This window comes from Sulfuricystis thermophila (assembly GCF_004323595.1).
Classification (GTDB): domain Bacteria; phylum Pseudomonadota; class Gammaproteobacteria; order Burkholderiales; family Rhodocyclaceae; genus Sulfuricystis; species Sulfuricystis thermophila.
This window is the reverse complement of the sequence record NZ_AP019373.1, coordinates 1,608,622-1,633,021: the sequence shown is the minus strand read 5'-3', so window position 1 is coordinate 1,633,021 and position 24,400 is coordinate 1,608,622. Positions and strand designations below refer to the sequence as shown.

General features: G+C 62.2%; 24 protein-coding genes. All 24 read left to right on the top strand.

Annotation, left to right across the window (positions count from 1 at the left end; translation table 11 throughout):
• Positions 1–270 precede the first annotated feature (270 nt).
• The 24 genes from M52SOB_RS08175 to M52SOB_RS08060 all read left to right on the top strand — a co-directional run bounded on the left by M52SOB_RS08175 (position 271) and on the right by M52SOB_RS08060 (position 24,363).
• The gene (locus M52SOB_RS08175; RefSeq protein ID WP_172601793.1) at positions 271–891 is read left to right on the top strand and encodes an XrtA/PEP-CTERM system exopolysaccharide export protein; all 621 of its coding nucleotides are present in this window, start codon (positions 271–273) and stop codon (positions 889–891) included.
• A 36-nt stretch (positions 892–927) separates the two neighbouring features.
• Positions 928–2,490 carry an XrtA system polysaccharide chain length determinant gene (locus M52SOB_RS08170; RefSeq protein WP_131111395.1) on the top strand — a complete coding sequence of 521 codons (1,563 nt, stop codon included), beginning with the start codon at positions 928–930 and terminating at the stop codon, positions 2,488–2,490.
• Positions 2,491–2,498: 8 nt separating this feature from the next.
• Complete coding sequence (locus M52SOB_RS08165; RefSeq protein WP_131111394.1) at positions 2,499–3,422, top strand: XrtA-associated tyrosine autokinase; 924 nt, start codon at positions 2,499–2,501, stop codon at positions 3,420–3,422.
• A gap of 19 nt (positions 3,423–3,441) precedes the next feature.
• A complete protein-coding gene (locus tag M52SOB_RS08160) occupies positions 3,442–5,007 on the top strand; it encodes a TIGR03016 family PEP-CTERM system-associated outer membrane protein (protein ID WP_172601792.1) in 1,566 nt (521 codons plus the stop codon).
• Positions 5,008–5,016: 9 nt separating this feature from the next.
• Positions 5,017–6,150, top strand: coding sequence for an XrtA/PEP-CTERM system-associated ATPase (locus tag M52SOB_RS08155; protein WP_131111392.1), 1,134 nt, complete (start codon positions 5,017–5,019; stop codon positions 6,148–6,150).
• A complete protein-coding gene (locus M52SOB_RS08150) occupies positions 6,147–6,977 on the top strand; it encodes an XrtA system polysaccharide deacetylase (protein WP_131111391.1) in 831 nt (276 codons plus the stop codon). Before M52SOB_RS08155 ends, M52SOB_RS08150 begins: the two co-directional genes overlap by 4 nt.
• Entirely contained in the window at positions 6,974–8,044 is a 1,071-nt protein-coding gene (locus tag M52SOB_RS08145) for a FemAB family XrtA/PEP-CTERM system-associated protein (RefSeq protein WP_131111390.1), read from the top strand. The genes M52SOB_RS08150 and M52SOB_RS08145 overlap by 4 nt, the downstream gene beginning before the upstream one ends.
• 6 nt (positions 8,045–8,050) lie before the next feature.
• Positions 8,051–9,250 carry a TIGR03087 family PEP-CTERM/XrtA system glycosyltransferase gene (locus M52SOB_RS08140; protein ID WP_131111389.1) on the top strand — a complete coding sequence of 400 codons (1,200 nt, stop codon included), beginning with the start codon at positions 8,051–8,053 and terminating at the stop codon, positions 9,248–9,250.
• Positions 9,247–10,815, top strand: coding sequence for an exosortase A (gene xrtA / locus M52SOB_RS08135; protein ID WP_131111388.1), 1,569 nt, complete (start codon positions 9,247–9,249; stop codon positions 10,813–10,815). Before M52SOB_RS08140 ends, xrtA begins: the two co-directional genes overlap by 4 nt.
• Positions 10,816–10,853: 38 nt before the next feature.
• Entirely contained in the window at positions 10,854–12,200 is a 1,347-nt protein-coding gene (locus tag M52SOB_RS08130; RefSeq protein WP_131111387.1) for a nucleotide sugar dehydrogenase, read from the top strand.
• Positions 12,201–12,222: 22 nt separating this feature from the next.
• Positions 12,223–12,723, top strand: coding sequence for a hypothetical protein (locus M52SOB_RS08125; protein ID WP_131111386.1), 501 nt, complete (start codon positions 12,223–12,225; stop codon positions 12,721–12,723).
• Positions 12,716–12,907, top strand: a complete 192-nt coding sequence (locus tag M52SOB_RS08120; protein WP_131111385.1) for a hypothetical protein — start codon at positions 12,716–12,718, stop codon at positions 12,905–12,907. Before M52SOB_RS08125 ends, M52SOB_RS08120 begins: the two co-directional genes overlap by 8 nt.
• Positions 12,904–13,977: an SDR family oxidoreductase gene (locus M52SOB_RS08115; RefSeq protein WP_131111384.1), complete on the top strand. Its 1,074-nt coding sequence runs from the start codon at positions 12,904–12,906 to the stop codon at positions 13,975–13,977. The genes M52SOB_RS08120 and M52SOB_RS08115 overlap by 4 nt, the downstream gene beginning before the upstream one ends.
• The gene (locus M52SOB_RS08110; RefSeq protein ID WP_131111383.1) at positions 13,974–15,149 is read left to right on the top strand and encodes a TIGR03088 family PEP-CTERM/XrtA system glycosyltransferase; all 1,176 of its coding nucleotides are present in this window, start codon (positions 13,974–13,976) and stop codon (positions 15,147–15,149) included. Before M52SOB_RS08115 ends, M52SOB_RS08110 begins: the two co-directional genes overlap by 4 nt.
• A 3-nt stretch (positions 15,150–15,152) precedes the next feature.
• The gene (locus tag M52SOB_RS08105; protein WP_131111382.1) at positions 15,153–17,051 is read left to right on the top strand and encodes an XrtA/PEP-CTERM system amidotransferase; all 1,899 of its coding nucleotides are present in this window, start codon (positions 15,153–15,155) and stop codon (positions 17,049–17,051) included.
• Between the two features lie 27 nt (positions 17,052–17,078).
• Positions 17,079–18,086 carry an NAD-dependent epimerase gene (locus M52SOB_RS08100; RefSeq protein WP_131111381.1) on the top strand — a complete coding sequence of 336 codons (1,008 nt, stop codon included), beginning with the start codon at positions 17,079–17,081 and terminating at the stop codon, positions 18,084–18,086.
• A gap of 2 nt (positions 18,087–18,088) precedes the next feature.
• Positions 18,089–19,255 carry a nucleotide sugar dehydrogenase gene (locus M52SOB_RS08095; RefSeq protein WP_131111380.1) on the top strand — a complete coding sequence of 389 codons (1,167 nt, stop codon included), beginning with the start codon at positions 18,089–18,091 and terminating at the stop codon, positions 19,253–19,255.
• A gap of 51 nt (positions 19,256–19,306) precedes the next feature.
• Positions 19,307–19,636 carry a nucleotidyltransferase family protein gene (locus M52SOB_RS08090; protein WP_131111379.1) on the top strand — a complete coding sequence of 110 codons (330 nt, stop codon included), beginning with the start codon at positions 19,307–19,309 and terminating at the stop codon, positions 19,634–19,636.
• Between the two features lie 17 nt (positions 19,637–19,653).
• Complete coding sequence (locus M52SOB_RS08085) at positions 19,654–20,037, top strand: HI0074 family nucleotidyltransferase substrate-binding subunit (protein ID WP_284155043.1); 384 nt, start codon at positions 19,654–19,656, stop codon at positions 20,035–20,037.
• Positions 20,034–21,140, top strand: a complete 1,107-nt coding sequence (gene wecB / locus M52SOB_RS08080; RefSeq protein WP_131111377.1) for a non-hydrolyzing UDP-N-acetylglucosamine 2-epimerase — start codon at positions 20,034–20,036, stop codon at positions 21,138–21,140. Before M52SOB_RS08085 ends, wecB begins: the two co-directional genes overlap by 4 nt.
• A complete protein-coding gene (locus M52SOB_RS08075) occupies positions 21,140–22,339 on the top strand; it encodes a TIGR04063 family PEP-CTERM/XrtA system glycosyltransferase (protein ID WP_131111376.1) in 1,200 nt (399 codons plus the stop codon). Before wecB ends, M52SOB_RS08075 begins: the two co-directional genes overlap by 1 nt.
• A gap of 138 nt (positions 22,340–22,477) precedes the next feature.
• On the top strand, positions 22,478–22,705 hold the full coding sequence (locus M52SOB_RS08070; protein WP_131111375.1) for a type II toxin-antitoxin system Phd/YefM family antitoxin: 228 nt from the start codon (positions 22,478–22,480) through the stop codon (positions 22,703–22,705).
• Positions 22,706–22,717: 12 nt separating this feature from the next.
• Positions 22,718–23,131 carry a type II toxin-antitoxin system VapC family toxin gene (locus M52SOB_RS08065; RefSeq protein ID WP_131111374.1) on the top strand — a complete coding sequence of 138 codons (414 nt, stop codon included), beginning with the start codon at positions 22,718–22,720 and terminating at the stop codon, positions 23,129–23,131.
• Positions 23,132–23,184: 53 nt separating this feature from the next.
• Positions 23,185–24,363, top strand: a complete 1,179-nt coding sequence (locus M52SOB_RS08060; RefSeq protein WP_284155042.1) for a glycosyltransferase family 4 protein — start codon at positions 23,185–23,187, stop codon at positions 24,361–24,363.
• Positions 24,364–24,400: the final 37 nt, after the last annotated feature.

The following is a 24,400-nucleotide window of genomic DNA, read 5'->3' as shown; positions in this document are numbered from 1 at the left end:
AGACCTTGTTGGCGAGGTTTTGGTCATGTCAGCGACGAATTTCTCGTCATATGGCGGAAATGCATTGCTCGAATGCCGGAAAGTTCCGGGGCCATAGAAATTCAAGTGATTATGTTATGCTTTTAAAGTATATTGATGTTTGTCCGTTAACGTATTGTCACGGTGAGTGGTTATAGTGGATGAATCCACCGCGAAATACCGCGAGTGGGTTCGTGCCTGGGGCTATCACTTTCAAGGTAGGGGAGAAGGGTCATGTATGAAATTGGAAGCATGCGGAGTTTCTGGGCGGCCATGCTGCGTTTGCTGCTCGTAGCCCTGGCGGGAGTGTTCGTGGCCGGCTGTGCCTCGAATGCCTATCCCCCTGCGCCGCAACAGGCGGCTTCGGACGATTACAACTATCACATCGGCCCCGGCGACACCGTGAATATCGTCGTCTGGCGCAATCCGGAGCTATCGATGTCGGTGCCCGTGCGCCCCGACGGCAAGCTGGCTTCGCCGCTGATCGAGGATCTGCCGGCGATCGGCAAGAACCCGACCGAACTGGCCCGCGACATCGAAAAGGCGCTGGCGAAATTCATCCGTGATCCGGTGGTCACCGTGATCGTCACCCAGTTCGTCGGCCCCTACAGCGAACAGATCCGCGTCATCGGCGAGGCCGCCAAACCGCAGGTGTTGCCTTATAAGCAGAAGATGACGCTGCTCGACGTGATGATCGCCGTCGGCGGCCTGACCGATTTTGCCGATGGCAACGGCGCCTCGATCCTGCGTCCTTCCGATGGCAACAAGCAGTATGGCGTGCGCCTCAAGGATCTGGTCAAGCGTGGCGATGTCTCGGCGAACGTCGAGATGAAACCCGGCGACGTGCTGATCATTCCGCGCAGCTGGTTCTGATGCAATAGGTCAAGACAACCCGGCGGAATTTCATCGATGGAAGAACTGGTACGACAGGCCCGGCTGGTTTTGCGCGGCATGTGGCTGCACCGCTGGCTGGGGCTGTTCGTGGCCTGGGGCGTGGGCCTGGCCGCCGCGATCGCCGTTTTCGTGACCCCCGACAAATATGAGGCTTCGGCGCGCATTTTCGTCGATACCGATTCGGTGCTGAAGCCCCTGTTGGCCGGTTTGACCGTGCCGGCCAACACCGAACAGCAGATCGCGATGTTGAGCCGCACCTTGATCAGCCGCCCGAATGTCGAAAAGCTGATCCGTATGGCGGACCTCGACTTGGGAGTCACGTCGCCACGGGAAAAGGAAGCGCTCATCGACCAGGTCACGGCGGCGCTGAGCATCAAGAGCGTCGGTCGTGACAACCTCTATACGCTCGGTTATCGGGATACCGATCCGGAGCGGGCCCGCAAGGTCGTGCAGTCGCTGACGACGATCTTCGTCGAATCGAGTCTGGGCAGCAAACGCAGCGATACCGATGCGGCGCGCAAGTTCATCGACGAGCAGATCGCTCTCTACCGCAAGAAGCTGGAAGAGGCGGAAAACCGGCTCAAGCAGTTCAAGCTGCAGAACATCGAAGTCGGGCTGGACAAGGAAGGCGGCGTTGGCGGCCGTCTGGCCGAGCTGGGCGCACAATTGAGCCAGGCGCGGCTCGAACTGCGCGAGGCGGAAAACAGCCGCGACGCCCTCAAACGTCAGCTCGCCGGAGAAGAGCCGGTTTTGCTGCCGGACGCGCCGGGATTGGAGTCGACCGTCTCGATTCCCGAGATCGATGGCCGGATCGAAACCCAGAAACGCAATCTCGATGCCTTGCTGCAGCGCTATACCGAACAGCATCCCGACGTGGTCGGCACACGGCGCATCATCAAGGATCTTGAAGAACAGAAGGCGAAGGAGATCGCTGCGCGCAAGAAGGCGGCGGCCGCCAATCCTGCGGCCGTGTCGGTCAACACCAACCCGGCATATCAACAGATGAAAGTCTCGCTCGCCGAGACGGAGGCGACCATCGCGGCGCTCAGGGCGCGGGTGGCCGAATATGAATCGCGCTACAACAAGGCGGTGAGCCGGCTCAAGCTGCTACCCGAGATCGAGGCCGAGTATGCCCAGCTCAACCGTGATTACGAGGTGCACAAGAAGAACTATGACAGTCTCGTGCAGCGGCGCGAGTCGGCTTCGATCTCCGAAAGCATGACCGATGTCTCGAGCGTCGCCGATTTTCGCCTGATCGATCCGCCGCGTGCCTCGCGCACACCGGTCGGACCAAACCGTGCGATCCTGCTCTCGCTGGCCCTGGTGGCTTCCCTGCTGATCGGACTCGCGGCGAGCTTTGCCGCCAGCCAGCTGCGGCCCGCCTTCTTCGATGCGCGCACGCTGCGCGAAGCGAGTGGCCTGCCGCTGCTGGGCACCGTTTCGCTGATCACGACGCCGGCGGATGAGCAGCGCGAGCGCCGTGCGCTGATACGCTTCGTTGCCGGGCTGGGCGCCTTCGTCGGCCTTTACGCTGTGGCGATCACCGTGGTCGGCATCATCATTTTCCGTGCGGTTTGAGGGATACGATGGATATCATTGAACAAGCCGCCAAACGTCTCGAAGAGCTGCGCCGCGCCGGTGTGGAGGTGGCCCCTGAGCCCCAGCCGTCCGTAGGTGAGACCGCTCGAAAAGTCGGCGCTGGCAGCACGGCACCCGCCGATGCCCAGGGGGTTGCGCAGTCGCGCCGGGTCGAACTCGACATGAACGTGCTGACCGCCCATGGCATCCTGACGCCCGACAGTGTGCGTTCGCAGCTCGGTGACGAGATGCGCGTCATCAAGCGGCCTTTGCTGCACAATGTCAGCGGCAAGGGCGCCGCGCCGGTCAAGGACGCCAACCTGATCATGGTCACCAGCGCCCTGCCCGGCGAGGGCAAGACCTTCATGGCGGCGAACCTGGCGATCAGCATCGCGATGGAGCTCGATCACACCGTCCTGCTCGTCGATGCCGACGTGGCACGTCCGTCGTTGCCCGAGGTATTCGGCTTCGACGAGGAAAGGGGGCTGCTCGACGTGCTCACCGATCCGACGCTCGATCTGAGCCAGGTGCTGCTGCGAACCAATATCGAAAAGCTTTCGGTGCTGCCGGCTGGCACGCCGCACCCGCGGGCCACCGAACTGCTCGCCAGCGAGGCGATGAATCATCTGCTCGCCGATATGGCGCAGCGCTATCACGACCGGATCATCATCTTCGATTCGCCCCCCCTCTTGGTGACCACCGAGGCACGCGCGCTGGCGATGCACATGGGCCAGGTCGTGCTCGTGGTCAAGGCCGAAAGCACGACGCACGCCGAGGTCAGGAATGCGATCGCCGCGATCGAGTCCTGCCCGGTCAAGATGGCGGTGCTGAACAAGACGACGGGGCATGTCGATGGCCACGGTTATGGGTATGGCTATGGTTACGGTTATGGCTATGCGGCGAAATCCAGCGCCAGCGCTGCGCGAACTTGACCTGGCAGAGGGCGCTACCGTGACCTCCCGCACGACCTCCCGCAAGTCGGCAGTACTGCTGGGCTGCATGCTGGGCGGCATCTTCGTCGTCATGGATGCTCTGGCCCAAGAAACCACCGATGCTCCGACCAGTCGACCGGCGTGGCTGATCACGCCGAGCATCTCCGGCAGCGTCACGCTCACCGACAACGTGCGACCAGGGCAGGCCGACAAGAAGAGCGATCTCATCACCAGCATCACGCCGGCGATCCGCATCGATGGCAAAGGCGGGCGCGTCAGCGGCAACCTCAATTTCAGCTGGCAGAACAACTTCTACGCCAGCGAAAACCGCTACAACAACGATCAGATGTCGCTGTCGGCGTCCGGCAAGGCCGAATTGGTCGAGCAATGGCTGTTCCTCGATGCGCTTGCCAGCGTCGCCCAGCATGCCACTTCGGTGTTCGGGACGCAGACTGCGAACAATGAGTTGATCAATGGCAACCGCGGCCAGACTACCTCATGGCAGTGGTCGCCCTATGTGCAGGGCTATTTCGGCGCCAGCAACGTCAACTACGAGCTGCGCTACCGCAATGTCCGCACCACGGCGGATAGCGGTCTGTATGCCACCGGCTCCGATGTCGATACGCAGATTTGGAGTGGTCGCCTGTCTGGCAACACACCGCTGGCGCTGCTCGGCTGGTCGCTGCTCGCCGAGGATCAGCGCACCAGCTTCAATGTGCGGGACAGCAAGTCCAGCCGTGTGATCGGCACGCTCGAATATCGCTTCGATCCACAGCTCAAATTCAACGTCAGCGCCGGTCGGGAATCCGACAACTACAGCAATCTCCAGTGGCAGCACCGCACCGTCACCGGCTACGGGCTCGACTGGGCGCCCACCGAGCGCACGCTGCTCAAACTGGCCAAGGAAAAACGCAGCTTCGGCAATGGTCATACCATCGACTTCAGCCACCGCACCGCCTTGACCGCCTGGAAATTCATCGATACCCGCAGCGTGGTCATCCCGGCCCAGCAATTCACCACCGCACCGGTGTCGACCGCCTACGACCTGCTCTTCCTGCAGCTGGCTTCCAGCATTCCCGATCCCGTTGCGCGCGCCCAGGTGGTCAGTGCATTGCTACAAAGCGCGGGCATTCCGGCGAATAGCCTGATCTATGGCAATGTCGTGACCGCCCAGCCGTACATCCAGCGGCGGCAGCAGGCTTCGCTGTCACTCACCGGCGCGAACAACACGGTGACCTTCACTGCCCAACGCAGCAGCAACACCCGGTTGGGCACCGGCGTCAGTGCACTCGACGATTTCGCGCTGACGCAGAACATCCGTCAATCGGGCTTCAGCGGCAGCTGGGCGCACAAGCTCTCACCCATCAGCAACCTGACGCTGAATGCGCTCACCTCGCATAGTCGCGGTGACGCCGCCGGCCAGGATTCTCGCCTGCGCTCGATCTCGCTGCTCTACACGACGAAACTCGGCGTTCGCACCACGGCATCAATCGGTCTGCGCCAGAACAATTACGACAATGCCGGCGTTGGCACTCAGGATTACACCGAGCATGCGATAACCGGTACGCTTTCTGCCTCCTTCTGAGACGCGCGCATGTACGAGGCTTTTTACGGCTTGAAGGTCAAGCCCTTCCAGCTGAACCCCGACCCTGCGTTCTATTTCGACAGCAAACAGCACCGTCGCGCCAAGGCCTATCTGGAATACGGCCTGCATCAGAACGAGGGCTTCATCGTCGTCACCGGCGAGATCGGCGCCGGCAAGACCACCATCGTGCGTGGGCTGCTCGATGCGCTCGACAAGGACAAGGTCGTCGCCGCGCAGATCGTCAGCACCCAGCTCGATGCCGACGACATTCTGCGCATGGTCGCCGCCGCCTTCGGCGTGCGCTTCAAGGATCTGGCCAAGGCCGACCTGATCCTGGCGCTGGAGGCTTTTTTCGTCGAGATCACGCGGCGCGGCAAGCGCTGCCTGTTGATCGTCGACGAAGCCCAGAACCTGACGCCACGCGCCGTCGAAGAATTGCGCATGCTGTCGAATTTCCAGTTCGAGTCGCATGCGCTGCTGCAAAGCTTCCTCGTCGGCCAGCCGGAATTCCGCGCCATCATGTTGAGCCCGCAGATGGAGCAGCTGCGCCAGCGGGTGATCGCCGCCTGTCACGTTGGCCCGCTGAGCGCTGCCGAGACGCGCGACTACATCTACCACCGCTTGCGCTGTGCCGGCTCCAAGGGCGAACCGAAGTTCGACGATGCGGCGCATCAGGCGATCTATGAAGCGAGCGGCGGCATCCCGCGCCGGATCAACGCCTTGTGCGATCGGCTGCTGCTGCTGGGATTCCTGAACGACAAGAAGCTTTTCGGCAAGGAAGACGTTCAGGAAGTCGTCAATGAGATGGGCGGCCAGATCGGCGCCGGCGCCAAACCGACCACCGCGGCATTGCTCGCCCCGCAGGCGCTGGAAGGGGATTTCGCCACGGCCGAGAGCGCGGCGCTGCAGATCGATGCCGAGACGGCGCAGGAGGCCGGCAAGACGCTCACCAGCATCAGCAACCGGCGCATCGCCGATCGGTTGCTGCGGCTCGAGCGCAGCCTGGTGCGCCTCGAACAGACGAACACCATGATGCTGCGCGTATTGCAGCAATTGGTCGATGCCGCGCGGGTCGGCAAGGCTGCCCGCAATGCTGCGGACAAGAAGACGGATACGGAAGCCACGAAAAGCGAAGACGCATGAAGATCAATGCGCTGACCATCGATGTCGAGGACTATTTCCAGGTCTCGGCTTTCGCACCGTACATCGATCGTGGCGAGTGGGATCAGCGTGAATGCCGCGTCGAACGCAACGTCGCGCGTATCCTTGCCTTGCTCGACCGGCACAATGTCAAGGCGACCTTTTTCACGCTCGGCTGGATCGCCGAACGTCATCCGGGCGTGGTGCGCGAGATCGTCGCCAATGGTCATGAACTGGCCAGCCACGGCTATGGCCATGAGCGTGCAAACCGGCTCTCACGCGAAGCGTTCGCTGACGATGTCTTGCGCGCCAAGGGGATTCTCGAAGACCTTTCTGGCCAAGAGGTGAAAGGCTACCGGGCGCCGAGTTTTTCGATCGACGCCAGCAACCGTGCTTGGGCCTTCGAGACGCTGGCGCGGGCTGGCCATCGTTACAGCTCCAGCGTCTATCCGGTGCGCCACGACCATTACGGCATGCCCGACGCACCACGCTTTTCCCATGTGCCGGATGCCGGCGTGCTGGAGATTCCGCCGACGACAGTACGCGCCTTCCTGCGCAACTGGCCGGCCAGCGGCGGTGGCTATTTCCGCCTGCTGCCCTATGCGATCTCGCGGCGCCTGATCGCCCATGTCAATGAGATCGAGGGCGAACCGGCGGTGTTCTATTTCCATCCCTGGGAAATCGACCCGGCGCAGCCGCGCATCCCGGGCATCGATGTGAAGACGCGCTTTCGTCACTATCTCAACCTGCATCGGATGGAGCAGCGGCTCGAGCGGCTGCTCACCGATTTCTGCTGGGACCGCATGGACCGCGTGTTTCTCGGCTCATGAGCGAATCCACTGTATCGTCTCGCCCTGGCGACCTGAGGGTGCGCCGGCTCGATGCTGCCGATGCCAAGGACATCGCGCGATGGGATGCCTTCGTCGCCGCACAACCCGAGGCGACCTTTTTCCACCGCACCGCCTGGCAGGACATCCTGCGCGAGGTCTTCGGCCATCGCACTCATTTCCTGTTTGCCGAACGCCAGGGCGCGATCGAGGGCATCCTGCCGCTCGCGCAGGTCAAGAGCCGGTTGTTCGGCAATGCGCTGGTGTCCTTGCCTTTTTGCGTCTATGGCGGGGTCGTCGCCACGAGCGCGGAGGCCGCCGCAGCGCTCGAAGCCGAGGCGGAGGCCTTGGCAGGCGCGCTCGACGTCGATCACCTCGAATACCGCAACCTCACGCCACGGCATGCCGATTGGCCGCGACAAGACCTTTACGTGACTTTCCGCAAAGAGATCCTGCCGGATGAGGAGGCCAACCTGCAGGCCATCCCGCGCAAGCAGCGCGCAATGGTCAGGAAAGGCATCAAGCACGGTTTGCGCGCCGAAATCGATAGCGACACGCAACGCTTTTTCGCCCTCTATGCCGACAACGTGCGTCGTCACGGCACCCCGGCCCTGCCGAAACGCTATTTCGACCGCCTGCGCGAAGCATTCGGCCAGGATTGCGAAATCCTCACCGTCGTCGATGCCGCCGGCACGCCGGTCAGCAGCGTGCTGAGCTTCTATTTCCGCGACGAGGTACTGCCCTACTATGCCGGCGATGACGTGCGGGCGCGCGAACTGGCGGCCAACGACTTCAAGTACTGGGAACTGATGCGGCGCGCCTGCGCGCGCGGGCTGAAGGTGTTCGATTACGGGCGCAGTAAGGTCGGCGCCGGCTCCTATGCCTTCAAGAAGAACTGGGGCTTCGAGCCGAAGCCGCTGTCCTACGAATACCGTCTCTACAAGCGCGACAGCATTCCGCAGAACAACCCGAACAACCCGAAATACCGCTTGATGATCGCCACCTGGCGCCGTTTGCCTCTGTGGCTCACCAATCGGCTCGGGCCGCTGATCGTGCGCAACCTCGGCTGATAGCCCGTGAAGCTGCTCTATCTCGTGCATCGGTTGCCCTATCCCCCGAACAAGGGCGACAAGGTGCGCTCCTTCCATCTGATGAAGCATCTGGCCCAGCGCCATGAGATCTATCTCGGCACCTTCATCGATGATCCCGCCGACGAAGTCTGGCTCGACGCGGTGCGCGCGTATTGTGCCGACATGCGCGTCGCGCGGCTGACGCCACGGCGGGCGAAGCTGCGCAGCCTGAAAGGCCTGTTGAGCGGCGAGGCGCTGTCGCTGCCTTACTACCGGGATGCCGGCTTGCGTGATTGGGTGAGGCACACCTGCGAGACGGCAGACATCGATGCGGCAATCGTGTTCTCGTCGGTGATGGCCGATTACCTGTCCGGCATGGAACGGCTGCCGACGCTGGTCGATTTCGTCGATATGGATTCGGCCAAATGGCGGCAGTACGCCACGACGCATCGCTGGCCCTTGTCCTGGCTTTATCGTCGTGAGGGCGAGCGACTGTTTGCCTTCGAACGAGCGGTGGCACACCAGGCCGATCATGCCTTCTTCGTCACCGATGCCGAGGGGGATCTGTTCCTCGCCGCGGCACCGGAGTGCGCCGGACGGGTCGAGGCGATGGGCAACGGCGTCGATGCCGAGTTCTTCTCGCCCGAGCAGGGGTTCGACTCGCCTTATCGCGACGAGGAAATTCCCCTGGTGTTCACCGGCGCGATGGATTACTGGCCGAACATCGATGCCGCGGTCTGGTTCGCCAACGAAATCCTGCCCGGGTTGCGGCGGCGCCATCCGGCGCTGCGCTTTTTTATCGTCGGCCGCAGTCCAGACCCGACGGTGCAGGCATTGGCAGGTGAGGGTGTCGTGGTAACGGGCACGGTGCCGGACGTGCGCCCGTATCTCGCCCATGCCGCCGTGGTCGTCGCGCCGCTGCGCATCGCCCGCGGCATCCAGAACAAGGTGCTCGAAGCGATGGCGATGGCCCGGCCGGTGGTCGCCTCGGCGACCTGCGCACAACCGATCGCCGCTGTGTCCGGCGAAGAGCTGCTCGTCGCCGAAAGCGCCGATGAATATCAAGCCCGCATCGAATCGCTGCTGGCCGATCCCGTCCATGCTGATAACATTGGCAGGGCTGCCCGCCGCCGGGTGTTGGCCAGCTACAGTTGGGACGCCCATCTCGCCGTGATCGACCGCCATCTCGATTCCCTCGTGCCATGAACAGTGCCGTGCCGTCAGCGCCGACTTTTGCACCCGCTGCGGGCTGGAAGCAGGCCGGCGTTGCGCTCGTCGTCATCGAGCTGGTGCTGCTCGCGCTCTATTTCGACACGGCACGCGCGATGGTCGAGATCTGGTGGCGTTCGGGAACCTTCAATCATGCCTTCCTCGTGCCACCGATCAGCCTTTGGTTGATCTGGGAAAAACGCCATCTGCTGGCACAGGAATCGCCGCGCCCCACGCCCTGGCTCTTACTGCCATTGGCCCTGATCGCCTTCGGCTGGTTGCTGGGCGAGCTGGTCGCAGTGAATGTGCTGACCCAGTTCGCACTGGTGGCGATGCTGGTGCTCGCCGTGCCGCTGGTGATCGGTCTTCCCGCCGCAAAACGTATCCTCTTTCCCCTCGCATTCCTGTTCTTCGCGGTACCGTTCGGCGAATTCGTGATGCCGGCGATGATGGATTGGACGGCGAAATTCACCGTGATGGGTTTGCGTGCCTCCGGCATCCCCGTCTATCAGGAAGGCCTGCATTTCGTCATTCCCTCGGGCAAATGGTCGGTGGTCGAAGCCTGCAGCGGCATCCGTTATCTGATCGCCTCGATCGTCGTCGGTACGCTCTATGCCTACCTCAATTACCGCTCGCTGAAGCGCCGGTTGATCTTCGTCGGGGTGGCGATCGCAGTGCCAGTCGTCGCCAACTGGCTGCGCGCATACATGATCGTCATGCTTGGCCACCTCTCCGGCAACACGCTCGCCGTCGGCGTCGATCACCTGATCTACGGCTGGGTGTTCTTCGGCGCGGTGATGCTGATCATGTTCGCGATCGGCCTGCGCTGGCGCGAATCCGAAACTACGGCGCCTGCCGAGGCCGAAAGGGTCGAAAGGCAAAGTCGCGCTGCTCCCCAGCCACGGAACGTGTGGGTGGCCATGGTCTTGGCCTCGTCGATCGCGCTGGCGCCCCATGGCGTGCTGGCGTTGCTGGATAGTGGTCCGGTGCTCCCGGCACTGCAACTATCGCCGGAAGCACTGGCTACAGGGGGCTGGCAACGGCTCGAAGCGCCGCTGACCGACTGGCAGCCGGCCTATGCCAATCCGACGACGACACTGAACGCGACCTTCGCCAGGGGCGAACAGCGCATCGGTGTCTTCATCGCCTGGTATCAACACCAGAATTACCAACGCAAGCTGATCAGCTCGTCGAATGGCTTGGTGACGAGCGCGAACAAGGCCTGGGCACAAGTCGGGCGGGCGCAGCGCGAAGCCCCGCTGGGCGCGAAGCGTGTCAGCGTGCATAGCAGCACCTTGCGCAGTCTGGACGCGCTGCTGGCTGCCGATCCACCGCGCCTCACGGTCTGGCATTGGTATTGGATCGACGGCCACGTCGTCATCAACGACATGCTCGGCAAGTTGCGATTGGCATGGGAGAAATTGAGCGGACGGGGCGATGCCTCCGCAGCGGTCTTCGTCTATGCGTTCGAACCCGGCAGCGAAGCCGCACTGAGCGATTTCCTCGCCGCTGCGGGGGACAAGCTCGACGCGTTGCTCGAAGATGCCGCCCGCCGCCGCTAGAATCCACGACATCCATCTAAACTCGAAGGGGAATCTCGATGACCAAAAACAAAGCTGCAGCGAAATCCAAAGCAAAGACGACCCAGCCATCATCACTGGAAAAAACCGTCGTCGCCGTCGTCGGCCTCGGCTATGTCGGCCTGCCGTTGGCGGTCGAATTCGGCAAGAAATATCAGACCCTCGGCTTCGATCTCTCGGCAGCCAAGGTCGCCAGCTACCGCAAATTCATCGATCCGACCGGCGAGGTGAGCAGCGCCGACCTCAAGGCCGCCACCAAGCTTTCGGTGAGTACCGATCCGGCCACCATCGCCGCGGCCGATTTCATCGTCGTCGCCGTGCCGACCCCCGTCGATCAGGCGCACATCCCGGACTTCTCGCCACTCATCGGCGCCTCGACGACGGTGGGCAAATATATGAAGAAGGGCGCCACGGTCGTTTATGAATCGACGGTCTATCCGGGCGCGACCGAAGAGGTGTGCATCCCGCTGCTGGAAAAACATTCCGGCATGAAGTGGCAGAAGGATTTCCACGTCGGCTACTCGCCCGAGCGCGTCAATCCGGGCGACAAGGAACGCACCATCACGAAGATCGTCAAGGTCGTTTCCGGCGACGACGAAAAGACCGCGCGCTTCGTCGAGCAGATGTATGCCTCGGTGATCACCGCCGGTGTGCACAAGGCCAGCAGCATCAAGGTCGCCGAAGCCGCCAAGGTGATCGAGAACACCCAGCGCGACCTCAACATCGCCTTGATGAACGAACTAGCGATCATCTTCGACCGCATCGGCATCGACACGCTCGAAGTGCTGCAGGCGGCCGGCACCAAGTGGAACTTCCTGCCCTTCCGGCCCGGGCTGGTCGGCGGCCATTGCATCGGCGTCGATCCCTACTACCTGACGCACAAGGCCGAGATGCTCGGCTACCACCCCGAGGTGATCCTCGCCGGCCGGCGCATCAATGACGGCATGGCGAGCTGGGTCGCCCAGCAGACCGTGAAGCAGATGATCAACAACGACTGCCCGGTGAAAGGGGCGCAGGTCATCGTGCTCGGCCTCACCTTCAAGGAAAACTGTCCCGACCTGCGCAACTCGAAAGTCGCCGATCTGGTCAAGGAGCTGCAATCCTTCGGCTGCAAGGTGGCCGTGCATGACCCGCTCGGCGAGCCGGACGAAGCGCTGCACGAATATGGCATCGAGCTCGTCAAATGGAACGCGCTGCCGGAGCGGGCCGATGCGCTGGTCGCTGCGGTTTCGCACAAGCAGTATCTCGACATGTCCTTCAAGCGGCTGACCAGCAAACTGAAACCCGGCGGCGTGTTCGTCGACGTCAAGTCGGCCTACGATCCGAAGGTCGTCACCAAGGCGGGCTTCAAGCTTTGGCGGATGTGACGAGGCGACTGGTGGCACATCGATGAAAATTGCCGAGCTGCTGCAATCGCTGGCCGATGCCGGGGTTTCGTACGTTTTGGTGGGTGGCCTGGCGGTGCAGTTGCATGGCTATATGCGCGCAACGCTGGATATCGATCTGGTTTTGGCGATGGACGATACAAATCTCGAAAGATTCATCGGCGTTGCCAGAAAATATGGGTTACAGCCGAACATTCCGGTACCGCTCGACGCGCTGCGCAATTCTGCTCAGCTAGAGGCTTGGCACCGTGAAAAGGGTATGCTGGCTTTTTCTCTGCGCGAGTCTCAGCCTGGCGGCAAGATTGTCGATATCCTCGTGCATCCTTCGGTACCTTTCGAACGCTTGATCCAAAACGCTGTTGTTGGTGAACTGTTCGGCAGAAAAGTGATGATTGCCTCGATCGGGGATCTGCTCGAACTGAAACGTCATGCCAATCGACCGAGGGATCGGCTCGATATCGAGGCACTGGAAAAGATTCAGCGAGGAGAGGATCCGAATGTCTGAACAAGTACCACCTGATGCCAAAGTCATCATCCCGCAAGAGACGCTGTTGCTGCGTCTGGAGCAGGCCGAGGAGTTGCGCGAATTCGCCATCCAGATGTGGTTGCAGAATCCGCTGCTCGCCCAGCAGGCGGGTGACAAGGTCAAAGAACTGCTGGCACCTGTGCAACGATCCGCGTTATCATGACGGCATACGACGTACTGTGTAACTATCTGCGTGCCTCCCCTCGCACCTGGCTGGTCACGGGGGTTGCCGGCTTCATCGGCAGCAACCTGCTGGAAACCCTGCTGAAGCTCGGTCAGCGTGTGGTCGGGCTGGACAATTTCGCCACCGGCTATCACCACAATCTCGATGCCGCGCTCGCTGATGCCAGCGCCGCCACCGGCCGCGCACGAAGCGAGCTGGAAGGCTTGTTTCACTTCATCGAAGGCGACATTCGCGATCTCGCGACCTGCCGCGAAGCGATGTGGTGGCAGCAGGGGGCGACGCGGCATGCGGTCGATTATGTCCTGCACCAGGCCGCCCTGGGCAGCGTGCCACGTTCGATCGAGGATCCGATCAATACCCATCAGGCCAACATCGACGGCTTCCTCAACATGCTGGTCGCGGCGCGCGATGCCAAGGTCAGCCGTTTCGTCTATGCCGCGAGCAGCTCCACCTACGGCGACCATCCCGATCTGCCGAAAGTCGAGGACAAGATCGGCAAACCACTTTCGCCGTATGCCGTCACCAAGCTGGTGAATGAGCTCTACGCCCAGGTGTTCGCCCGCACTTACGGCTTCAAGACCATCGGTCTGCGCTATTTCAACATCTTCGGCAAGCGCCAGGATCCCAATGGCGCCTATGCCGCCGTGATTCCGAAATGGATTGCCGCGATGATCGGTGGCCAGCCGGTCTATATCAACGGCGATGGCGAGACGAGCCGCGATTTCTGCTACATCGACAACGCCGTGCAGGCCAATCTGCTGGCCGCGACGACGGAAAATCCCCTGGCCGTCGATCATGTCTATAACGTCGCGGTCGGCGAGCGCACTTCGCTCAACCAGCTTTGTGACTTCCTCGTCGGGCATCTGGCAGAACGCTATCCCCACTTGCACGACTTCAAACCGATCCATCGCGATTTCCGTCCGGGGGACGTGCGCCATTCGCTCGCCGACATTGCCAAGGCGCAACGGCTGCTCGGCTATGCGCCGACGCATCGCATCGATGCCGGTTTGCGTGAAGCGATGGCGTGGTACATCGACCATCTCAAATGACCGGCAAGCCCGATGAGCGGCCACTGGTCCTGCACGTCTTCTACCGCTTCGATGTCGGCGGGCTGGAAAACGGCGTCGTCAACCTGATCAACCGCATGCCGGCAGATGCCTACCGCCATGCGATCCTTGCCCTCACCGAGGTGACCGACTTCAAGCGGCGCATCCAGCGCGACGATGTACGCTATATCAGCCTGAACAAGCCGCCCGGGCATCTGTACCGGCTGTTTCCGCGCCTGGTGCGCATCTTGCGGGAACTCAAACCGGCGATCGTCCATTCACGCAATCTCGCCGCGCTGGAGGTCACCGTGCCGGCCCGGCTGGCGGGCGTGCCGGTGCGGCTGCATGGCGAGCATGGTTATGACGTCGGCGATCTCGATGGCAGCAATGCCACCTATCGTTGGGTGCGCCGCGCCTACAACCCCTTCGTCAGCCACTGGATCGCTCTGTCGCGCGATCTGCAGCGCTATCTCGTCGACCGCGTTGGCATCGCATCGCGCAAGGTGACGCAGATCTACAACGGCGTCGATGCCGAGCGATTTCATCCTGCCCGCTTGTCGGAAGCGACCTTCGCGGACTGCCCTTTCCGGCGCCCGGAGCACTGGCTGATCGGCACGGTCGGCCGTATGCAGACCGTCAAGAACCAAACCCTGCTGGCGCGGGCCTTCATCCGCGCGTTGGAGATCGCTCCCGAGCTGCGGCCCCGCCTGCGGTTGGTGATGGTCGGCGACGGGCCTTTGCGGACAGAAGCGCAGGCACTACTCACCGCGGCGGGTATCGCCGATCTCGCCTGGTTGCCGGGCGAGCGTCACGACGTGCCCGAACTGCTGCGCAGCCTCGACTGTTTCGTGCTGCCTTCGCTCGCCGAGGGCATTTCCAACACCATCCTCGAAGCGATGGCGACCGGTCTGCCGGTGATCGCCACACGGGTGGGCGGCAATCCCGAGCTGGTGAGCGATGGCAACACCGGCCGACTCGTCGCCGCCGACGATGCCGAAGCGATGGCCCAGGCGATCCTCGCCTATGCGCAGCAACCCGAAATCGCGCAGGCTCATGGCCGCGCGGGCAGGGCGGAGGTCGAGCGGCGCTTCAGCCTGGAGGCGATGGTGGCGGCCTATCGGCAGGTTTATGATCAGCTGCTTTCTGAGCAGCATTCGGACAGGAATAGCCAATAAATCATGTGCGGCATCACCGGCATCTTCGATACCCGCGGCAAGCGCGCCATCGACCGCGACGTGTTGCAGCGGATGAACGAAAGCCAGTTCCACCGCGGGCCGGACGAGGGCGGGCTGCATCTCGAACCGGGCGTCGGCCTCGGCCATCGCCGCCTATCGATCATCGACCTGTCCACCGGCCAGCAGCCGCTCTACAACGAGGATGGCAGTGTCTGCGTGGTCTTCAACGGCGAGATCTACAACTTCCAGGCGTTGATTCCGGAACTGCAGGCGCTCGGCCATGTTTTCCACACCAAGAGCGATACCGAAGTCATCGTCCATGCCTGGGAGGCGTGGGGTGAGGCCTGTGTCGAGCGCTTTCGCGGCATGTTCGCCTTTGCGTTGTGGGATCGCAATCGTGAAGTGTTGTTTCTCGCCCGCGACCGGCTCGGCGTCAAGCCGCTGTTCTATGCGCTGCTCGACGACGGCACCTTCCTGTTCGGCTCCGAGCTGAAATCGCTGCTCGCCCACGGAGGCCTCAAGCGCGAGATCGACCCGCTGGCCGTCGAAGAATATTTCGCGCTCGGTTATGTGGCCGAGCCGCGCTGCATCTTCAAACAGGCGAAAAAGCTGCCGCCGGCCTGCACGCTGAAAGTCGGCCGTGGCGGCACGGCACTGCCGGAGCCGCGCGAATACTGGGACGTGCGCTTCACGCTCGATCAACGCATCGGCCTCGACGAGGCTTGTCATGAGCTCGAGCGCCGGCTCGAAGAATCGATCCGCCTGCGCATGATCGCCGAAGTGCCGCTCGGCGCCTTCCTCTCCGGTGGGGTCGATTCGAGTGCGGTGGTGGCGATGATGGCCGGTTTGTCTGCGGAACCGGTCAATACCTGCTCGATCTCGTTTTCCGATCCGGCCTATGACGAGGCGCGCTTTGCTCAGCAGGTGGCCGAGCGTTACCACACACGCCATTTCGTCGACCGGGTCGAGAGCGACGATTTCGACCTGATCGACACGCTGGCAAGGCTCTATGACGAACCCTATGCCGACAGCTCGGCGATCCCGACCTACCGCGTCTGTCAGCTGGCGCGGCGGCACGTGACAGTGGCGCTCTCCGGCGATGGCGGCGACGAGAGCTTCGGCGGCTACCGCCGTTACCAGTTGCATCTGATGGAGGAAAAGCTGCGCGCTCTGCTGCCGCTGGGGCTGCGTCGGCCGCTGTTTGGCCTGCTCGGCCGGCTCTATCCGAAGGCCGACTGGGCGCCGCGCATCTTCCGCGCCAAGACCACCTTCGAAGCCTTGGCGCGCACCTCGGTCGAAGCCTATTTCCACAGCGTCTCGGTGATCCGCAATTGGCAGCGCGCGCAAATCTTCAGCGCCGCCTTCAAGGCAGAGCTCGGCGGCTACAACGCGCAGGCCGTGTTCGACCGCCATGCCGCCCGCGCCGACACCGACGACCCGCTGGCGCTGATCCAGTATCTCGACCTGCACACCTATCTGATCGGCGACATCAACACCAAGGTCGACCGCGCCAGCATGGCGCATTCGCTCGAAGTGCGCGAACCGCTGATGGACCATCCGCTGGTCGAATGGCTCGCCACGCTGCCGAGCAGCCTCAAGGTGCGCAATGGCGAGAGCAAGTTCCTGTTGAAAAAAGCCATGGAGCCGCATCTGCCGCACGACATCATGTACCGGCCGAAAATGGGCTTCGCCGTGCCGCTGGCGCGCTGGTTCCGCGGGCCGCTGCGGCAACGCGTGCGCGACGGCCTGCTCGGCGGCCCGCTGCTCGGTACCGGCTGGTTCGAGCGCGACGCGATCCGCCGCATCGTCGAACAGCACGAAGCGGGCCGCCGCGACCACAGCACGCCGATCTGGGTGCTGTTGATGTTCGACGCCTTCCTGCGCAATGTCATGAACGCATAAAATGCACGAAACGACAGGGAATCCTTCATGAAAGTCCTCATCACCGGCGCGGCCGGGTTCATTGGTTCGGCGCTGGCGCTGCGCCTGCTGGAACGCGGCGATCACGTCATCGGCATCGACAACCACAACGACTACTACGATCCGGCGCTCAAGGAAGCGCGCCTGGCGCGCCACGCCCATCACCCGCATTACACCCATCTGCGTATCGACATCGCCGATCGCAAGGCGATGGAGGCGGCCTTCGCCGAGCACAAGCCGCAGCGCGTCATCAACCTCGCCGCCCAGGCCGGCGTGCGCTATTCGCTGGAAAATCCGCTCGCCTACATCGACAGCAATCTGGTCGGTTTCGGCCACATCCTCGAAGGCTGCCGGCATCACGGTGTCGAGCATCTCGTCTATGCCTCGAGTTCCAGCGTCTATGGCGCCAATACGACGATGCCGTTCTCGGTGCATCACAACGTCGATCATCCGCTCTCGCTCTATGCCGCGAGCAAGAAGGCCAACGAGCTGATGGCGCATACCTACAGCCATCTCTACCGGCTGCCGACCACGGGCCTGCGCTTCTTCACCGTCTATGGCCCCTGGGGCCGGCCGGACATGGCGCTGTTCAAATTCACCAAGGCGATCCTCGCCGGCGAAAAGATTCCGGTGTTCAACTATGGCAAGCACCGGCGCGACTTCACTTACATCGACGACATCGTCGAAGGCGTGATTCGCGTGCTCGACAAGCCCGCGCAGCCGAATCCGGACTGGTCGGGCGATCACCCCGATCCGGGCAGCAGCCTCGCCCCCTGGCGCGTCTATAACATCGGCAACAACAGCCCGGTCGAGCTGATGGACTACATCGCCGCGCTGGAAAAGGCGCTGGGGATGAAGGCCGAAATGGAACTCTTGCCGCTGCAACCCGGCGATGTGCCTGACACTTATGCCGACGTGCAGGATCTGGTGCGTGATTTCGGCTACAAGCCGGCCACGCCGGTCGAGCAGGGGGTGGCCAACTTCGTCGCCTGGTATCGCGACTATTTCAAGGTCTGATCATGAAAATTGCCATTGCCGGAACGGGTTACGTCGGCCTCTCGATCGGCGTATTGCTCGCGCAGCACAACGAAGTCGTCGCGCTCGACATCGTCCCGGAAAAGGTGGCGATGCTCAACCGCAAGGTGTCCCCGATCGCCGATGCCGAGATCGAGGATTATCTCGCCCACAAGCCCTTGAACTTCCGCGCCACGCTCGACCAGCAGGAGGCTTACACGGGGGCCGATTTCGTCGTCATCGCCACGCCGACCGACTACGATCCCGAAACCAACTACTTCAACACCCAGTCCGTCGAGGCGGTGATCCGCGACGTGATGGCCATCAATCCCGCTGCGGTGATGGTGATCAAATCCACCGTGCCGGTCGGCTACACCGCCAAGACGCGCGCCGAGCTGGGCTGCACGAATCTGATCTTCTCGCCGGAATTCCTGCGCGAAGGCAAGGCGCTGCACGACAATCTCTACCCTTCGCGCATCGTCGTCGGCGAGCGTTCTGCGCGGGCGGAGACCTTTGCCAACCTGCTCAAGCAGGGGGCGCTGAAGCCCGACATCCCAGTGCTGTTTACCGGCAGCACCGAGGCCGAGGCGATCAAGCTGTTCGCCAACACCTACCTCGCGATGCGCGTCGCCTTCTTCAACGAGCTCGACACCTACGCCGCTACGCACGGCCTCGATACGCGCCAGATCATCGATGGCGTCTGCCTCGACCCGCGCATCGGCAACTTCTACAACAATCCGAGCTTCGGCTATGGCGGCTACTGCCTGCCCAAGGACACCAAGCAGCTTCTGGCCAACTACCGCGACGTGCCGCAGAACCTGATCCGCGCGATCGTCGATTCGAACACCACGCGCAAGGACTTCATCGCCGACGAGATCATCCGCAAGAATCCGAAGATCGTCGGCGTCTATCGGTTGATCATGAAGGCCGGCTCGGACAATTTCCGCGCCTCCTCGATCCAGGGCATCATGAAGCGCATCAAGGCCAAGGGCATCGAGGTGATCGTCTATGAGCCGGTGCTCAGCGAGCCCGAGTTCTACCGCTCGCGCGTCATCAGCGACCTGGCGGAATTCAAGCGTCTTGCCGATGTCATCGTCGCCAACCGCATCACCGACGAGATCCGCGACGTGGCGGACAAGGTCTACAGCCGCGACCTGTTCGGACAGGATTGAAAGTCGGCGCTGGCGGGACGGCAAGCAAGGCGATTCACAGCATCCAAGCATATGAATAAATCGATCGAAAGCCTGCTGAACCCAGCCGACCAGATTGCCATCGAGCGCATCCTCGCTCCATTGTTGATGCGCACGGGGGCAAAGCTGAAGCTATTTGGTTCCCGTGCTCGGGGTGATGCGCGACGCACCTCGGACATCGATCTCGCGATCATTGCCAACCAAAACTTCGATGCTGCCGAACTGGCGGCGATCCGCGAAGCGCTCGAAGAATCGAACGTGCCGTTTCGAATCGATCTGATCGATTATTCGCGTGCTTCACCCTCTCTGCAAGCGGCGATCGATCAGGAGGGCATCCCATGGCCCGAGCACAGCAACGCCTAGCGACGGCACGTCGCGCATTGGCCAGCCTCGAAGCGCTGGCAGCGCTCGAGGATGGCGACGTGGTGCGTGATGCAACGATCCAGCGTTTCGAGTATTCCTTCGAAGCGGTATGGAAGGCTGCTCAGGCAGTTCTTTCCGAGCTTTTTGGTATCGAGCTCGCCTCGCCCAAACCCGTCGTGCGCGCTTGTTTCGAAAATGGCCTGCTCGACGAAAACGAAGCCCGCACTGGACTGGCCATGGTCGATCATCGCAACCTCACTGCGCATACCTACAATGAAGATCTTGCCAATGAGATCTACAGACAAATACCGGTTTACCGCCGACTCATGCACGATTGGCTCGACCGGCTTGCGCAAAGTATGAGCAAAGATCATCGGCCTGATGGAATGGCATCCCTATGAGCACACTTTATCTCGTCGCCGGCGCCCGGCCCAATTTCATGAAAATCGCCCCGATCGTGCGCGCCTTGCAGGCCCACGGCGGGCTCGGCTTCAAGATCATCCACACCGGCCAGCATTACGACCGCGAGATGAACGACGTCTTCTTCGAAGAGCTCGGCATCCCGGCGCCCGATGTGTTCATGGGTGCGGGCGGCGGCAGCCATGCCCAGCAGACCGCGAAGATCATGGTCGCCTTCGAAGAACTCTGTCAGGCCGAAACGCCCGACGCAGTGCTCGTCGTCGGTGACGTCAATTCCACGCTGGCCTGTTCCATCGTCGCCAAGAAGTTGCACATCCCGGTCGCCCATGTCGAAGCCGGCCTGCGCAGTGGCGACATGTCGATGCCCGAGGAAATCAACCGTCTCGTCACCGACAGCATCTCCGACTGGTTTTTCGTCACCGAACCGAGCGGCATCGAACATCTGCGCCGTGAAGGCAAGCCCGACAGTGCGATTCACCACGTCGGCCATGTGATGGTCGACAACCTGCTCTATCAGGCCGAAAAACTCGCGCGCATGGAGACCGACTTCGAAACCGATGCCTTCAAGCGCCGCCATGCGCGCTACGGCGTGCTCACCCTGCACCGGCCGAGCAACGTCGACGAATCAGAGACGATGACGCGCATCGCCGCGGCGTTGAAGGAAATCGCTGCCGAACTGCCGTTGATCTTTCCGGTGCATCCGCGCACGCGCGCCAACCTCGAAAAATTCGGCATCGATCTGGGACCCGACATCACCCTCGTCGCGCCACAAGGTTACATGCCCTTCCTCAACCTCTGGAAGGATGCCGTGGTGGTGCTCACCGACAGCGGCGGCTTGCAGGAAGAAACCACCGCCCTCGGCGTGCCCTGCCTGACGATCCGCGAAAACACAGAACGCCCGATCACCATCGAGGAGGGCACCAACACCCTGGTCGGCACCGATCCGGCGCGCATCGTCACGGAAGCTCGCAAGGTGCTCGCCGGACAGGGCAAGCAAGGCCGCCGACCGCAACTGTGGGATGGCCGGGCGGCGGAGCGTATCGTCGCCATCTTGGCGGACGCGTTGGCAGCCGGGAACCGCTGATGCGCATCCTGCACATCCTCGACCATTCGATTCCGCTGCACAGCGGCTACACTTTCCGCACGGCTGCCATCCTGCGCGAACAGCGTGCGTTGGGGTGGGAAACCCATCATCTCACCTCGCCCAAGCAGGGCAGCGTGACAGCCGAAGCCGAACTAGTCGACGGCCTGCTATTCCACCGCACCGCGGTGCCACCGCCCGCACCGCCGATCTTCAACGAACTGCGCCAGATCGAGGCCACCGCGGCCCGGCTCGAACAGCTTGCCCGCACACTGCGCCCCGACATCCTCCACGCCCATTCCCCGGTGCTGAATGCCATCCCGGCACTGCGCGTCGGCAGACGCTTGGGAATCCCGGTGGTCTATGAAATCCGCGCCTTCTGGGAAGATGCCGCCGTCGATCACGGCACGACGCGCGAAGGCAGCCTGCGTTATCGCCTGACACGCAAGCTCGAAACCTGGGTGTTGCAGCGTGTCGCCCATGCCTTCACGATCTGCGAAGGGTTGCGCCAGGACATCCTCGCCCGCGGCATCCCCGCCGAGAAGGTCACGGTCATTCCCAACGCCGTCGACATCGAAAACTTCCAGCTTTCCGGCGCGCCCGATCCCGCGCTCAAAACTCGGCTTTCGCTCGACGGCACGACGGTGATCGGTTTCATCGGCTCGTTCTATGCCTATGAAGGCCTCGACCTGCTGCTCGAAGCCTTTCCCGCGATGCTCGCGTGCCGCCCCGATCTGCGCATCCTGCTCGTCGGCGGTGGCCCGCAGGAGGCGAGCCTCAAAGAGCAGGCAGAACGTCTAGGCATTGCCGACAAGGTCGTCTTTACCGGCCGCGTGCCGCATCAGGAGGTCAGCCGTTACTACGATCTGATCGACCTGCTGGTCTATCCGCGCCATTCGATGCGGCTCACCGAGCTCGTCACCCCGCTCAAGCCGCTCGAAGCGATGGCGCAGGGGCGCATCTTCGTCGCCTCGGATGTCGGTGGCCACAAGGAACTGATCCGTGACGGTGAAACCGGTCGCCTGTTCAAGGCCGGCGATGCCGGCGCGCTGGCCGCTGCAGTCGAAGACATGCTGTCACGACGCGAGCAGTGGCCTGCCTACCGGGCCGCCGGTCGCCGCTTCGTCGAGCAAGAGCGGAACTGGAGGAACAGCGTGGCGAATTACCAGCGTGTTTATGAAGTGTTGGTGGCCAAAGGATAAACATCCTTGCAAAATTGGGAGGGTGACTCCCAAGATTGCAAACAACAATAAAAATCCAGTGTCAGACCACGAAAAATCCAGCCGCTGGCAGTACCAGATGAAGATGTATGATTACACGAATCTGATTACTAGACGGATATGAGACAGGCTACCTTCACCGAAGTCCGTAACCACGCCAAAGCCTATTTCGACATTGTCGAATCGGGAGAGACCGTGCGTGTGCTGCGCAATGGCAAGCCGATTGCCGATATCGTTCCCGTGGTGGCTGATCTGCCCTCATGGAAACGCCGCAAGGCGCAGCCTTTGGTGTTGGATGGCGTTTCGATCAGCCGCATGATTCTCGAACAACGCCAGGCCGGCTTGTAAGAGTGCTTTCCGGTGCGCGTTTTCTTCGACAGTTCGGCCTTCGCCAAGCGCTACATCAGCGAAGCCGGTACCGACAAAGTACTAGAGTGGTGCGATCAGGCGACGGAAATCGGGCTTTCCGCGATTGCGCTGCCCGAGATTGTTTCTGTTTTCTGTCGCCTGCGCCGTGAGGGCAAAGTCGACGACACACAATATCGACAGTTAAAAACCCTGCTGCTGGCGGACATCGAAGATGCCGCGATTTGTGATCTGACGCCAGAGGTGCTGGCCCAATCGATAGCCTGCCTCGAATCGAATGCTCTGCGTGGCATGGATGCCCTTCATATCGGTAGCGCCGTTGCATTGCAGGCGGATGTTTTCGTATCGGCAGACGCACGACAGCTCGAAGCAGCAGGGAGGGCTGGACTACGGATCGAGGCTGTGTAAAAAATGCAGGTAAGGTCAAAACCCGGCGCTGGCGGGACGGCACAGCGATCTCCATGATCCGCACGCTCCTCTTCTCCACCCTCTATCCCAGCAGCGTACGGCCGAGCCACGGCATCTTCGTCGAAACGAGGCTGCGGCATCTGCTGGCCAGCGGCGCAGTCGAAACCCGCGTCGTAGCCCCCGTGCCGTGGTTTCCCTTCAAACACCCGCGATTCGGTGAATACGCCAAGCATGCCGCCGTGCCGGCCCATGAAAGTCGCCACGGCATCAAGGTCAGTCATCCGCGCTACCTGCTGCTGCCGAAGATTGGCATGAACCTGGCGCCCGCGAGCCTCGCCCGATGCGGACTGGCAGCGGCAAGAAAGCTCATCGCTGCGGGCTTCGATTTCGATCTCATCGATGCCCATTACTTCTATCCGGACGGTGTCGCCGCCACCTTGATCGGCAAGGCGCTAAAGAAACCCGTGGTCATCACCGCGCGCGGTACCGACATCAACCTGATCCCACAATTCGCAAAACCGCGCCGCATGATCCTGCAGGCCGCCCACGAGTGCGACCACATGATCACCGTCTGCCAGGCGCTCAAAGATGCGCTGGTGGAACTCGGCGCCCCGGCGGAAAAGATCACCGTGCTGCGCAACGGCGTCGATCTGGAACTCTTTCATCCGGAGGATCGTGGACAGGCCCGTGTTGCCTTCGGCATGAGCGACCGTTTCACGATCGCTTCGGTCGGCCACCTCATCGAACGCAAGGGCCACCACCTCGTCATCGAAGCACTGGCGCAGATTCCCGATGCCGAGCTTTTCATCGCCGGCGGCGGCGAAGAGGAAAGCCGCCTGCGCGCGCTGGCTGCACGTCTGGGCGTGACGGAGCGAGTGCATTTCCTGGGCGCCATGCCGCAAACCCAGCTGCGCACCCTCTACAGCGCTGTCGATTGCCTGGTGCTCGCCTCCAGCCGGGAAGGCTGGGCCAACGTGCTGCTCGAAGCGATGGCCTGCGGCACACCGGTCGTCGCCAGCAACGTCTGGGGCACGCCGGAAGTCGTCGCAGCCCCCGAAGCGGGTGTGCTGATGGATGAACGCAGCGCCAACGGCATCGTGCGTGCCATCGCCCAGCTGCGATCCGGCATGCCGTCCCGCAGCCTCACCCGTGCCTATGCCGAGCGCTTCAGTTGGCAGCCGACCACCGACGGGCAACTGGCACTATTCCGGCAGATTCTCGCCAGCGCATAGTCGGCGCTGGCGGAACGGCACCTTCTCAGATAAAACT